Below are 13311 nucleotides of genomic sequence, written 5' to 3'. Positions count from 1 at the left end.
GAGGAGTCGAATGCTCCGATTATCTGAAGGAATGAAATTGGCGAAGTACGCACTCGTTGGTGGGCTTAATACGGGTGTGGATTTCGCTGTTTTCTGTGCGTTGGTATATGGTGCGGGGCTAGGCTCATTATGGGCACAATCGATTTCTTACTTGGCGGGAGTAATCAATAGCTATTTATTAAATCGATATTGGACGTTTAAGGTAAAGAAGAAGCAAAGCGTGGGAGAAGTGGTCAGATTTATCCTTATCAATATCGTTTCCTTCTCCGCAGCGACTTTGGCATTGCTTGGCTTAGAGCATTGGGGAACAGAGTCCGCTCTAGCCAAAATCGTATCCGTAGTTTGTTCACTAGCTGTTAATTACATTGGTTATCGGTTATGGGTGTTTCGTGACGTGGAATTGCAAGGGGATCGGGCTAACTAACCGCAAATTTGTAACAATTAAATTGAGATTCCCCTTTACGTACTCTATTATTTTATATACCATTGTAGGAATATGTTGGTTAAATAATAGAATGAGTAAGGAGAATTGCTGAATTGTCATTTTTAAAACTCCGAAAGCTGGTTCCTATCTGTCTTGTCGTGGTTCTTTCTTTTTTACTTGTTATGCCGCACACGTTCGCAGCCCCAAAAGCACAAACGGACTATCCATTGATATCTAAAGCTAATCCCTCATCATACTATGATGTTATTGTAGTAGGAACTGATCCTGAGGGAGTTGTAGCGGCTATTTCTGCTGCGCGAAATAAGTTGAAGGTGCTTTTAATAGATGGGGGAAACCGCAAGGTTCTAGGTGGCCTAATGACGCTGGGCTGGCTGAATTCTTTGGACTTAAACAAATCTCCCAATATATCTAAGAAGTTCCCATCCCCTTTTCTAAACCAAGGTATTTTCCTAGAATGGTATAAAGAAATTAATTCAACCTCCTTTGATGTGAAAAGGGCTACTCAAGCATTTCACAAAATGGTGCTAAGCGAGCCTAATATTGATGTCATGATGAACTTGAAACAGATAGACCCTGTGATGCAGGAAAATAAAATCATTGGTATAAGCTTGGTCACGGATACGGGGAAGCCGTTAACTATTCGAGCTGGTGCCGTCATAGACGCTACTCAGAATGCCGATATCGCTGCTGCTGCCGGAGTTCCCTATACAGTGAACTGGGAAGATATTGGAGAGCCAGATGTTAGAGTTGCTGTTACATTGGTGTTTAAGCTGAGTGGTGTCACAGATGCAGTATGGAAAGAGCTTCAAAAAAACGGAGTTGGGTTTGATAAACAAAGCATCTGGGGATATTCTGATGCGAGGGAATACAAGTCTTCTAATCCGACTAGAGTTAAAATGAGAGGCTTGAATATTGGTAGACAGAATGACAACACGTTATTAATTAATTCGATGCAAATATACGATATTGATCCGCTAGATCCGAAATCAATAAAAGAGGGATTAGAGCTTGGCAAGAAGGAAGCGCCTCTTATCGTTAATTATCTTAAAAAGAAGTATAAAGTATTTAGTAAGCTTACCTATGCAGGGACGGCTCCTGAGCTATATGTAAGGGAATCAAGACACATTCAGGGTGAATATCGATTAACGATTGCAGATCTAATGAATAACCGTGATCACTGGGATGCTATTGCATATGGAGCTTATGAAGCGGATATTCAAACCATTAATCATACGAGCTCTGGCTCAATAATTATGAATCCTAAGCAATATGGTGTTCCATTTCGCAGCTTAGTCCCGAAAGAAATAGATGGCTTACTTGTTGTGGGCAGATCCGCAAGCTTTGATACATTAGCGCATGGTAGTGCTCGAGTGATTCCACTTGGGATGGCAACAGGAGAAGCCGCAGGTGCTGCGGTGAAGCTCGCTAAAGAAAGAAATCTTAGCTTCCGTCAGCTTTCTAAATCATGGAATGATATTGTAGAACTCCGCAAGAGGCTTACTAAGCAAGGCATGAATCTGAAGATGGTAGATTTTGCAAAGCCATCTTATACGAAACATAAGTATTATAATGGATTACTTACAGCTGTTAGCTTATTTATTACATCTGGGGGCTATCTGAACGAAGGATGGAAGCTAGATGAGCCCGCCAAAGAAAAGATTCTTCTAGCCACTGCTCAGCGTTTGCATAAAATGTACCCGGAGCAATTCGCGAATATGGATTACGGCTGGGACAAAGATTTAGCGGTTTCCTCGACTGTGTCATTAGATCGTGCTGCGTATTTTTTTGCTCTTATTACTAGTTTGGATACAACTGAGGATGAGGCATTAAATGAGCTTGTTGAACGTGGGTGGATAGGCAAGTCAATCGTTAATGGTATTAAAAATAATAAAGCCTTAACGAATGGCGAGTTATTTATGATTTTGAGAGATGTATTAGACTACTACTTGGGTGTCACTTTTAAGTGACGCCTTTTTCTTTGTCTTTCAGAAGTGTTCACTTGGTTATTCACTTTTATTTACATTTCTGCGTAAGGGTGATTTTATGCTACAATAGAACAATCATTCTTTAAGCGAAAAGAGTTGTCGATCGGGCTATGCACGTGTCGAATATTATGGAGTTTACGGAAAATCACCGTTATTTTACAAATCGCGACTTTGCGCTAAGTGCATTAGATCGCAAAGTATGGGTAGCCCTTTACCAGCCAATGGTAGGGGCGGTTTCAGCTGCATTCTATCAGCTTCTCTATCATCAATGTGCGGAAGAGAGTGCCGGCTATTCAACAATTGAGCCGCAACGCAAGCTACTCCTTGGGCTTGGGTTGGAGCTGAACGCTACCGGGCGCCAAATCGCGGTTGAGGCCTCATCAAAGCTGGAAGCAGTAGGATTGCTTCAAGTATTTCGCAATCATAATCCATTAACAGAAGAGTTGTTATACGAATATGTTCTTCAGCGTCCTCTTAACTCGGAAGAGTTCTTTTCTAATTTTCATTTGACTCTGCTACTTAGGGACAAGATTGGAAAGACTGCTCTATTAGAGCTCAAAGAAAGCTTTACCAGACAGCTACCTCCAGAGCTGGCCCGTTTCGTCAATCGGGAGGAGGCAACAGTGCCCTTCTACGAAATGTTCAAAATCGGAGCGGCAGCAATGGACCCTGAGCTGGAAATGGGTTGGGCGGAGAGCGCTACGGCGAAGGAACGTACGCCTTCATTTAAGCCACAGGAACGGATTCGTCATACGGAGATGCTGCTTCGGTTTCCACGCGGATCTGCCAATCGTGGATTTGTGGAGCGTCTCAATCGTGCACCGGAATCTATGGCTCAGTTGAATTATTTAGCATATAAATTTAATTTAGAAGTACCGGAAATTTGCCGTTTGCTTGATGAGGATGGGATTTTTCATCAGGATGGCTTATTGCTATGGGACGAGCTTCAGAACCGCGCTAATCTTATTTATCGTCAAGATCGCAAGCGGGAAGAGGAGCGGGAGCGCTTCCTCGCCCGCGGGGAGGAAAGATCAGCCCCAGCAGATACGAGTAATGTAACATCAAGCGCGATGCAGCTAGCAATACCGGAGCGCTTCCAGTCAGATGTTTCAATAGATCGCTATAATGAGATGCTGCGTCGGGAGCCTTATACGCGAATGCTTGAGAGGTATTTTCCAGGGGCAGTTCCAGATGCCTTTGTACGTATCTTTGAACGGATTGATTTGAATTATAAGCTTCCGGAGCCCGTTATTAATGTCCTCATTCACTATGTGTTCTCATTGGGTCATACACAGCGCTTGACCAAACCATTTGTTGACTCTATAGCGTCTAACATGCTTGCTAAGGGAATAGATACGTTAGACAAGGCAGTTATGTATATTCGTGAACAGGACAAGCTGAATGCCACGCTGGAGCGCAAGCGACGTGGAGAAGAGCCAGCTCGAGCTGGAGGGAATGGTTCTGGAGCGCAAGGACGCAGTAGTAGCTCTGCAGGAAGGCGCAAGCCTGCAATGTCTGTTGTAAAGGACAGCGGGCCTGCTCAGCAAGTTACGCCTGAAGAGCTGGAGAAAATGCTAGAGCTGGCTAGAGAGCTTAAGGGTAAAAGCTAGCATAATGGTTAGTTCAGGTTACATTAATAACTTTATCATCGAGCAGAAGGGGGCACGGGAGAATGGAATCTTTAGGAGAGGCGATGCGCCGAATGCCACCAATCGGGGGATTAGGAAACGCGGAGCGGATTGCAGATCAGGTATTGAATGATCCGCTTGTTCTTAAGCTGCGATCCCGGTATCCTGAGCTAGATGAAGCGGTACTGAGGACTAATTTAAACCGTTTATACCAGATGACGACGGAATATCGTAATTGTAAGGCATGCCCAGGATTAGCTCTTTGTCCGAATGATATGCAAGGTCATTCTACGGGAATTAATTGTGTGCAAATGAACGGGCGTTGGCAGCTGAACGATTATAAGACGGCATGCTCGAAGTGGACAGCCAATGAGCAGCAGCAGCAAATTCGTCGTAGGATGACGAGCTTTTACGTTGACGAGGCGATTCTAGGAGAGCAATACGACGAAGAAGAAATTATCCGGTTGGATGCTAATCGAGCATTGGCCGTCAATCAATTGCAAAATTACGTTCGGACGACAATCAATCAAGGCTTACAGAAGCAAGGCTTATATTTACAGGGCGATTTTGGAACCGGGAAAACGTACCTAGCTGGCTATTTGCTGCAAAAGCTAGCCAAAGAAGGCTACTCAAGTGTAATTGTTTATATGCCAGAGTTCGTGGAAGATGCGAAAGCACTTATGTTCGAGCCACAGAAGCTAAAAGAAACGATTACTCTGATGAAGGATGCAGATCTGCTCGTCTTTGACGACATCGGAGCTGAGAATCTAACCCCTTGGGTGAGGGATCACGTGCTTGGAGCTATCCTTAACCACCGAATGAACCGCAAGCCGACCTTCTACACCTCGAATCATGAGCTAGATGATTTGGAGAGACACTTTAGCTTCACTCACAAGGAAGGCGAAGAGCTACATAAGGGGCAACGGCTAATGGATCGTGTTCGTCCCTTTGTTGATATTGTTCATGTGCGAGGTAGGAATCATAGAGGTTCATAAATATAGAAAAACTCTCTGAATTTGGGGAGTTTTTTTGCGTTATATGATGCAAAATTTCGCTAACTTTTTCTGAAATTAATGTTCCATCTAACGAAAGAGAAGAAGACATTTTATTTGGAAAAAATTATTTATCAATTTTTATTATAGCAGTTATTGACAGTAAGCAATGTCACCTGTTATTATTGCTCCAATACCAACTAAACAGGTAGGAATTATAAAACGGGTAGGATTTAATTGAATAGGCGACCGGGTTGGCCATCCGGAGTCAAAGAGTACTTGTTTACCAATATTGAGGGGTGTATGAAAATGAAAACATTTAAAAACCTCCGCGTGATTCTGATTATGACATTGCTAGTCGCTGTGTTGTCTGCTTGCGGATCGAAAAGTAATAGCAATAATGAATCTTCATCTAACTCCGGAGCTAGTCCAAGTGCAAATGAGTCTGGAAAAGTACCTGATCCAATTGAGCTACTGAACGTTTCGTACGACCCGACACGCGAACTATATGAAGAGTTTAATAAGAGCTTTGCACTATATTGGAAAGAAAAAACAGGCGGTAAAATTACGATTAAGCAATCCCATGGCGGTTCAGGCAAACAAGCCCGTTCTGTTATAGATGGCTTACCGGCGGACGTTGTTACCTTAGCACTTGGTTATGACATTGATGCTATAGCGGAGAAGGGTCAGCTAAAGGCCGACTGGCAGAAATCTTTTGAACAAAACAGCACTCCTTATACTTCAACCATTGTATTCCTTGTTCGTAAAGGCAATCCCAAAGGAATCAAGGACTGGGGAGATTTGATCAAGGAAGGCACGCAAGTCATTACTCCGAATCCGAAGACATCTGGCGGAGCTCGCTGGAATTACCTAGCGGCTTGGGGCTATGCAACTAAGACATTAGGTTATGATGAGCCGCAGACGCTTGATTTTATAAAGAAACTGTTCAATAACGTACCTGTTCTGGATACGGGAGCACGCGGATCAACGGCAACCTTCGTAGAAAAAGGAATCGGAGATGTGCTGCTGGCATGGGAGAACGAAGCTTATCTGGCGATTAAGGAATTCGGTGATAAGTTTGAAATCGTTACGCCTTCAATCAGCATATTGGCTGAACCCCCTGTTGCGATCGTTGATAAGAATGTAGACAAGAAAGGTACTCGTGCAGCTGCAGAAGAATATCTCAAGTATCTTTATACAGAGCAAGGTCAGGAAATTGCAGCCAAAAACTTTTACAGACCGCGTCTTCAATCCGTTGTAGACAAGTACAAGGATCAATTCGCCGAATTGAATTTGCTGACAATAGACGATGACTTCGGTGGCTGGAAAGAAGCACAAGCTAAGCATTTCTCAGATGGTGGAACGTTTGACCAAATATATAAACCGGGTTCCTAACATTGGGCCGGGAAGAGGAGTTTAGGCGGGCAAATGACATTACTTCGTAAAAAAGATAGGGTATTACCTGGGTTATCGATCACTTTGGGATTTTCAGTCCTATATCTAAGTTTGATCGTACTCATACCGTTGGCTGCGCTTGTTATCAAGTCGGCTGACCTTTCCCCCTCGGAGTGGTGGGACACTGTTTCCGATCCTAGGGTCGTGGCCTCCTACAGGCTAAGCTTAACGACTGCATTCTTCGCGGCTTTAGTGAATCTAGTATTTGGTCTGCTGCTAGCTTGGGTGCTTGTTAGATACAAGTTTCCAGGTAAAAGAATCGTTGATGGTCTCATTGATTTGCCATTCGCGCTTCCGACAGCTGTTGCAGGTATCGCTTTGACAACGATCTACGCGCCTAAGGGCTGGGTTGGATCGCTATTGGAGCCTTTAGGCGTTAAGGTTGCTTATACTCCTATCGGAATAACACTTGCCCTCATCTTTATCGGAATTCCTTTCGTTGTTCGAACGGTTCAGCCGATTTTGCAGGACATGGAATCTGATATGGAAGAAGCGGCTGTGCTACTGGGCTCTTACCGAGCTAGGACATTCTTTAAGATTATCCTGCCGGATTTAATTCCACCTTTACTAACTGGCTTTGCATTGGCGTTCGCTCGTGGAATTGGGGAATACGGCTCGGTCGTATTCATCTCAGGAAACATGCCAATGAAAACCGAAATTGCGCCATTGCTGATCATTACAAAGCTAGAACAGTATCAGTATGGCGAGGCAGCGGCAGTAGCCGTCGTGCTCCTTCTGATTTCATTCGTACTGCTGCTGTTAATCAATGTTTTGCAAAGGTGGAGTAATCGCCGCCTGCGCAGCGTTAAAGGAGGTTGAGTGATATGGCAGGAATTGTAACGAACCCCCGCTCAGGGAAAAAGAGCTTGCCGGTTAGGCCTCATCTCACAGAGTCAAAAGCAGTTCGCAACACATTAATAGTTATTGCTCTTTTGTTTCTTGGACTCATTGTGATTCTTCCAATGATATCTGTTATTGCAGAATCATTTCGCAAGGGGTGGCATGCTTACGTAGATGCACTTTCTGATCCAGATGCAATGGCAGCTCTTAGGCTAACACTAATAACGGCAGGGATCGCGGTTCCACTTAATACGATTTTTGGGGTAGCGGCTGCTTGGGCCATTACGAAATTCAAATTTCGAGGCAAAAACCTGCTCATTACTTTAATCGATCTTCCGTTTGCAGTATCTCCTGTAGTGAGCGGACTTATCTACGTGCTTCTGTTTGGTGCTCAAGGCTTCTTAGGCCCTTGGCTCGACGAGCACAACATTAATATTATTTTCGCTACGCCAGGTATTGTCCTTGCTACAATGTTCGTTACCTTTCCCTTTGTGGCTAGAGAGCTTATCCCGCTTATGGAGGCTCAGGGAGTTCAAGATGAAGAAGCAGCAGTTAGCTTGGGTGCGCGTGGCTGGAGAGTATTCTTCAAGGTTACGCTGCCTAACATTAAATGGGGTCTATTGTATGGAATGATTCTCTGTAATGCTCGGGCGATGGGGGAATTTGGAGCTGTATCCGTCGTATCTGGTCACATTCGAGGAGAAACCAATACATTGCCACTGCATATTGAAATTGTTTACAACGAGTACCAATTTAGTGCAGCTTTCGCTGTAGCTTCTATGTTGATGCTGTTAGCCATTATAACTCTAGTAGTTAAATCGATTCTAGAAAGTCGTATGAGCGAACAACACGAAAGCTGATTTTAACAATGGAATGAAATGGGAGGGTAACGAAATGGCGAAACCGGTAGAGGTGGATGACCGTTGGCTGGGCCGCATAGCTGAGCAGGTCAATGGATTGGAGTATGGAGAAGTCAATATCGTTGTTCATGATGGCAGAATCGTTCAGATTGAGCGTAAGGAACGCAAGCGTTACGATGATTCCTCCATACGCGTAGTCAATCAACGTCAAAATGAAGCATAAACCGTATTAATAATGCTTTAAAAATAGTGGTGCAGGAATTGTGAAGTACCCTCTTGGAATTAGCTTTGGAAACCTGTAAGGTTAATCCGATGAAATTCAGGGGGTGCGCTTCACTATTCCAGCGCCATTTTTGTGTGATTATTATTAATGGAATATTAGTGGAAAAAGCAAACAGGCTGCCCATAGTTATGGGCAGCCCTTCTTGTACGATTCTTAAGTAATAACGAATTTAATAACAACCGCTGCAGTAAATACAACGAACATGAAGCCAAACATGACTCCAAAGCCGATAGCTGTGTCCATTAAATCATCGCGCGGCTCTTCGTTGATGTGCTGCCGGGGATCTGTAACGTTTTCCATTGGGAAGCCTCCTGACACATTCGATAACTATAGTATAACCAACATTTCTTTTTGTTGTAAAGTATTCCTTCATTGTGCTGGTGACAAGTTTGCGACATCGTGTAATTCAGTGAAACCATTGAGCTCGCTGCTGTGCTACAATGGGAGGAACGGGTGTTCTGACCCGGCTATGTCTATAGGAGGTGTCGAACATGGACATCCTGCCACCAATCATTGATCGTGATAAGGCGATGGAAAACATTCGTCATAAGCTAGCCCTTCTTCCTGATCAGCCAGGCTGCTATTTAATGAAAAATGAAGAAGGAAAAATTATCTACGTAGGTAAGGCTAAGGTGCTGAAAAATCGTGTGCGTTCTTATTTTTCTGGAAGCCACGATGGTAAAACACAAAAGCTGGTTTCGGAAATCCGAGACTTCGAATATATCGTCACAGCAAGCAATACGGAATCGCTAATTCTTGAGTGTAATCTTATTAAAGAGCATTTTCCACGTTATAATGTACTGCTGAAGGACGATAAGTCTTTCCCTTATCTCAAAATAACGCACGAGGCTCATCCTAAGCTTGAGGTTACCCGGAGGATCGTTAAGGATAAAGGGAAGTATTTCGGCCCTTATCCGAACGCTTACGCGGCTCAGGAGACGAAGAAGCTACTGGATAGGTTGTACCCTTTGCGTAAATGCAATACATTGCCGGAGAAGGTATGTCTTTATTATCATTTAGGGCAATGCGTGGCGCCATGCGAATATCCGGTAGAACAGTCCGTTTACGACGAGATGATTGGCGAGATTTCTCGGTTTCTAAATGGAGGCCATACAGAAATCAAGAAGGATCTCAAGCATAAGATGGAAGTTGCTGCCGAAGGGCTGGAGTTTGAAAGGGCCAGGGAGTATCGTGACCAGATCGTGGCTATTGAAGCTCTAATGGAAAAGCAGACGATCAACATGAGCGATGCGATGGATCGGGATGTGTTTGGCTATGCGGTTGATAAAGGTTGGATGTGCGTACAAATTCTATATATGCGCCAAGGTAAAATGATTCAACGACATGCATCAGTTTTCCCGTACTATGGTGAAGCCTACGAGGACTTTCTAAGCTATGTTACTCAATATTATAGCGATAACCCTGCGCTCCCTCGTGAGATGCTTCTACCGCCACCACCCGAAGCAGGAGGAGAGCAGCCAACTGAGGGCTCTGCGGTAGACAGTGCAGCGGTGTTGCCGTTAGCTGGTCGTGAGTCAGACAGCGCAGAAGTGTTGCCGTTAGCTGATCTTGAGTCAGAAGGAGCAAAAGTGTTGCCGTTAGCTGTCGCTGAGGAAAGAGAAGCTTATGGAGACGGTGCTGTGACGGAGGACTCCGTTGAGGAGGGAGAAGCAGCAGAGGTTGGAGAATCTTTGCGCCGTTGGCTTAAAATTAAGGTAGCTGTTCCTAGAAGAGGGACAAAGCGTCATCTTATTACAATGGCCTGCGATAATTCTCGAGTTGCACTAGAGGAAAAGTTTCGGTTAATTGAACGGGACGAATCACGCACTGTGAAGGCCGTTGAAGGGTTAGCCAATTGGATTGGTATTCCAAGTGCTAATAGGATCGAGGCGTTCGATAACTCGAACATGCAGGGGTCATCACCAGTGTCGGCGATGGTCGTATTTACAAACGGTAAGCCTGACAAGAAGGAGTACCGTAAATATAATGTAAAAACCGTGCAAGGACCTGATGACTACGAAACAATGAGAGAAGTTGTGCGTCGTCGGTATGAAAGGGTGCTCAAGGAAGGGCAGTCGTTACCGGATCTCATCGTGGTGGATGGCGGTAAAGGTCATATTGCATCCGTACTGGATGTGCTTACTAATGAGCTTGGCATGAACGTCCCCGTGTGCGGTTTAGCTAAAGATGCCAAGCATAGGACAGCACAGTTGCTCGTCGGGGATCCACCTGAAGTAGTTCCATTGCCACGTGACAGCCAAGAGTTTTATTTGCTTCAAAGAATTCAAGATGAGGTTCACCGTTTCGCGATCACCTTTCACCGTGAGAAGCGGGCTAAGTCGATGATTGCATCTAAGCTGGATTCGATTCCTGGTATCGGGGAGAAGAGACGTAAGCAGCTTCTGAGTCATTTCGGCTCATTAAAGGCGATTAAGGAAGCAGCTATTGATGACTTCAAGGCTGTATCCATTGGCGAAGCCCTCGCTACTCGCATTCTCGAAGCTTTGAACGTTGAGTAATATACAGAGTGTTTAACAATAGGAGCTGTCACATAAGTAATTATGTGCAGCTTCTTATCCACTAAGACCCCGCCAGCGCGAAAAAAGTGACAATAGAGAACCCACCGTTCACTAACACCCGCGCCAGCGCGAAAAAAGTAATAATAGAGAACCCACCGTTCACTAACACCCCCGCCAGCGCGAAAAAAGTGACAATAGAGAACCCACCGTTCACTAACACCCCCGCCAGCGCGAAAAAAGTGGCAATAGAGAACCCACCGTTCACTAACACCCCCGCCAGCGCGAAAAAAGTAACAATAGAGAACCCACCGTTCACTAAGACTCCCGCCAGCGAGAAAAAAGTAACAATAGAGAACCCACCGTTCACTAACACCCCAGCCAGCGCGCAAATGTTAAATTTTCGTTTGTGGTCAAACATTAAAAACCCTTCTGGAACTCCCACGAGCTAAGCTAGCTACAGCCGGCAATCTAATTTGTCAAAAAGATGGCGGTGGGAAAGGCTACAGAGAGTGACGGTAACTGAAAGGAGGAACTCAGCCTAATTACTCTAAACAGCCGTAGGCTTGGGCTTCCCTTTAATTACACCATGAAGCCACCAGATAACTATTCCAGCTAGCCCTGGCATGATAAGGCTGAATGCTCCGGCGAAGAAATCGCCTGGGAGACCATCGAACATCATCTGCATGCCCATCAATATGGCGTCGAGTGTAACATGGGCAAAAATCACTGTCATAATGCCAAAACGCAGCATAAACCAACCAAACAGAATAGCCATAATAACGAGCTCTATAAGACGAGTATAGACGGGATAAATCGCATAACCGACATGACCCATAGCCCACAACAAACCCGGTGGAATCATCGCTATAAGTGTAAGAGTGACCGCGGTTCTTCGCGACGGCTCTCGACCAAGTATTTTTCGCGCACCTCCGACGAGCCATTTACGGAATAAGCCGATACCTAACAAACGGCTTTGGAGCTCTTCTGATATACCCGCACACCATGCGAGTAAAGGAAGTAACAATGGAATAGTCATATTGTACATAGACTGGGATGCATCCGAAGAGGAGAACGAGCCTAACGTTTTCTCCAAAATCAATAAAATAAGGGATTGCGCTCCGAGAAGGATAAAAGCCAAGAAATAACCTACTCGCATACTTTTAAGCACCGTGATACCGTAGCCTGCTTCTTTCCACCTTGGCCAAAGAGAATGTCCCATAGATTTCCACAAGCCGTCTCCTGCAACAGCGGAGAAATAGGTGAGAACAGCCATAGCACCATACATAATAATACTTGTAATGATTATCGCCGTGTTCACGTCAACACTGATATTCCCGGATTTCCATAGGCTAGCCCTTAAACCTGGAACCATGTTAAACGTAATACCTGCATAAAGCACAAAATATACAGCAGAAAGGAATATTCCTCTCAGATAAGAAGTTTGGCCACCATAACTTCCCACATAGATGATAGCGAGAACGAACAGAATGATCTGCGGTAAAATAAATCCGTACATAGATAGCTTTGAAGCTAAGCTTTCTTGGTTTTTTAAGTAAGAGGTAAAGGATTTGGGTAAGTCCACTCCGTATTCAATTGAGCCTCCAATCCAAGGGGGATTGGATGATTTAAGAGCGCTAAATCCTTCGGGAACAACAACCTTCAGCCATAGCTGTGTTTCACCGATGTTGCCTTCACGGGATAGGAATGTCATGCTGCTCTTGTCAGAACGACTTTCATCCCATGTCCATTCAGCCGCTGGAATTCCCCAGAATTCAGCATATTGTAGGGCAGAGCTGACGGATTCATCGGTAATATTCGCTTTTGAGCGAGAGCTTACAGAATTGAGTTCGTTGTTACCAACAAACTTCCAAGCAACAAGCTTTCCATTTTCCATATTGAGCGAAATCAGTAAAGCATCCTGACTATCTTTCAACAGCAGCTTTACGGCGTAAACGTCCGTTGGCGTAGCTTGGGTCCAGAGCTTATCGGCTGTTTTCATGAAATTATACTTGGATAAATAGGCTACAGCGTTGCTATCAGACAAATGGGTCACAGTTGCTTCCTGCACTTGTTCAGACTTAATTCCGAATTTTGAAGCTGCCAAATCTAATGCTTTATTTTTTGCTTCAGATCGTGTCATCACGTTTTGGATTTCAGTTGTAAACAATTGCCCGGTAACGGGGAATACTTGTATAAGCAAGAATAGGATTAGTCCAACGGTAGCTGCCCATATCCAGCGTCTATCCAATTGATTTGAAGTAAGTGAGTTCAAAAATCATCTCTCCCTTTGCAAAAGAAGCTCAA

Annotated in this window: 12 protein-coding genes; 9 read left to right on the top strand and 3 right to left on the bottom strand. The window is 44.5% G+C overall.

Going from position 1 to position 13311, the window contains the following annotated elements:
- Positions 1–10 precede the first annotated feature (10 nt).
- The 8 genes from KCTCHS21_RS22035 (at position 11) to KCTCHS21_RS22000 (ending at position 8428) form a co-directional block, all read left to right on the top strand.
- Positions 11–424, top strand: a complete 414-nt coding sequence (locus tag KCTCHS21_RS22035; protein WP_157994100.1) for a GtrA family protein — start codon at positions 11–13, stop codon at positions 422–424.
- Positions 425–537: 113 nt separating this feature from the next.
- Positions 538–2412, top strand: a complete 1875-nt coding sequence (locus KCTCHS21_RS22030; protein ID WP_130613458.1) for an FAD-dependent oxidoreductase — start codon at positions 538–540, stop codon at positions 2410–2412.
- A gap of 146 nt (positions 2413–2558) precedes the next feature.
- Positions 2559–4040, top strand: coding sequence for a DnaD domain protein (locus KCTCHS21_RS22025; RefSeq protein ID WP_162309361.1), 1482 nt, complete (start codon positions 2559–2561; stop codon positions 4038–4040).
- Between the two features lie 62 nt (positions 4041–4102).
- The gene (locus tag KCTCHS21_RS22020) at positions 4103–5053 is read left to right on the top strand and encodes an ATP-binding protein (RefSeq protein ID WP_130613454.1); all 951 of its coding nucleotides are present in this window, start codon (positions 4103–4105) and stop codon (positions 5051–5053) included.
- A gap of 306 nt (positions 5054–5359) precedes the next feature.
- Positions 5360–6445: a sulfate ABC transporter substrate-binding protein gene (locus KCTCHS21_RS22015; RefSeq protein ID WP_408621729.1), complete on the top strand. Its 1086-nt coding sequence runs from the start codon at positions 5360–5362 to the stop codon at positions 6443–6445.
- Positions 6446–6478: 33 nt separating this feature from the next.
- A complete protein-coding gene (gene cysT, locus KCTCHS21_RS22010) occupies positions 6479–7324 on the top strand; it encodes a sulfate ABC transporter permease subunit CysT (RefSeq protein WP_130613450.1) in 846 nt (281 codons plus the stop codon).
- 5 nt (positions 7325–7329) lie between these two features.
- Complete coding sequence (cysW, locus tag KCTCHS21_RS22005) at positions 7330–8205, top strand: sulfate ABC transporter permease subunit CysW (protein ID WP_130613448.1); 876 nt, start codon at positions 7330–7332, stop codon at positions 8203–8205.
- A 34-nt stretch (positions 8206–8239) separates the two neighbouring features.
- Positions 8240–8428 carry a YezD family protein gene (locus KCTCHS21_RS22000; protein ID WP_130613446.1) on the top strand — a complete coding sequence of 63 codons (189 nt, stop codon included), beginning with the start codon at positions 8240–8242 and terminating at the stop codon, positions 8426–8428.
- 213 nt (positions 8429–8641) lie between these two features.
- On the opposite strand, the gene KCTCHS21_RS21995 is transcribed toward KCTCHS21_RS22000, so the two are convergent.
- Positions 8642–8788 carry a YqzM family protein gene (locus KCTCHS21_RS21995; RefSeq protein WP_130613444.1) on the bottom strand — a complete coding sequence of 49 codons (147 nt, stop codon included), beginning with the start codon at positions 8786–8788 and terminating at the stop codon, positions 8642–8644.
- Between the two features lie 191 nt (positions 8789–8979).
- Here KCTCHS21_RS21995 and uvrC point away from each other — a divergent pair, with 191 nt between their 5' ends.
- Positions 8980–11007, top strand: coding sequence for an excinuclease ABC subunit UvrC (gene uvrC, locus KCTCHS21_RS21990; RefSeq protein WP_130613442.1), 2028 nt, complete (start codon positions 8980–8982; stop codon positions 11005–11007).
- A 61-nt stretch (positions 11008–11068) separates the two neighbouring features.
- Here the strand turns inward: uvrC and KCTCHS21_RS21985 are convergent, their stop codons facing one another.
- Together KCTCHS21_RS21985 and KCTCHS21_RS21980 are read right to left on the bottom strand one after the other, a co-directional pair.
- On the bottom strand, positions 11069–11425 hold the full coding sequence (locus tag KCTCHS21_RS21985; RefSeq protein WP_130613440.1) for a hypothetical protein: 357 nt from the start codon (positions 11423–11425) through the stop codon (positions 11069–11071).
- Positions 11426–11554: 129 nt separating this feature from the next.
- A complete protein-coding gene (locus KCTCHS21_RS21980) occupies positions 11555–13279 on the bottom strand; it encodes a CPBP family intramembrane glutamic endopeptidase (protein WP_130613438.1) in 1725 nt (574 codons plus the stop codon).
- Positions 13280–13311: the final 32 nt, after the last annotated feature.

This window comes from Cohnella abietis (genome assembly GCF_004295585.1).
Taxonomy (GTDB): Bacteria; Bacillota; Bacilli; order Paenibacillales; family Paenibacillaceae; genus Cohnella; species Cohnella abietis.
Note: the sequence above shows the minus strand (reverse complement) of the source record. Positions and strands in the feature narration are given on the sequence as shown.

What these genes read in the sequence shown, in the direction of transcription:
- KCTCHS21_RS22035 (WP_157994100.1), top strand. Translation starts at nt 11, where the DNA reads ATGCTCCGATTATCTGAAGGAATGAAATTGGCGAAGTACGCACTCGTT.
- KCTCHS21_RS22025 (WP_162309361.1), top strand. Translation starts at nt 2,559, where the DNA reads ATGGAGTTTACGGAAAATCACCGTTATTTTACAAATCGCGACTTTGCG.
- KCTCHS21_RS22020 (WP_130613454.1), top strand. Translation starts at nt 4,103, where the DNA reads ATGGAATCTTTAGGAGAGGCGATGCGCCGAATGCCACCAATCGGGGGA.
- KCTCHS21_RS22015 (WP_408621729.1), top strand. Translation starts at nt 5,360, where the DNA reads ATGAAAACATTTAAAAACCTCCGCGTGATTCTGATTATGACATTGCTA.
- cysT (WP_130613450.1), top strand. Translation starts at nt 6,479, where the DNA reads ATGACATTACTTCGTAAAAAAGATAGGGTATTACCTGGGTTATCGATC.
- cysW (WP_130613448.1), top strand. Translation starts at nt 7,330, where the DNA reads ATGGCAGGAATTGTAACGAACCCCCGCTCAGGGAAAAAGAGCTTGCCG.
- KCTCHS21_RS22000 (WP_130613446.1), top strand. Translation starts at nt 8,240, where the DNA reads ATGGCGAAACCGGTAGAGGTGGATGACCGTTGGCTGGGCCGCATAGCT.
- KCTCHS21_RS21995 (WP_130613444.1), bottom strand. Translation starts at nt 8,788, where the DNA reads ATGGAAAACGTTACAGATCCCCGGCAGCACATCAACGAAGAGCCGCGC.
- uvrC (WP_130613442.1), top strand. Translation starts at nt 8,980, where the DNA reads ATGGACATCCTGCCACCAATCATTGATCGTGATAAGGCGATGGAAAAC.
- KCTCHS21_RS21985 (WP_130613440.1), bottom strand. Translation starts at nt 11,425, where the DNA reads ATGTTTGACCACAAACGAAAATTTAACATTTGCGCGCTGGCTGGGGTG.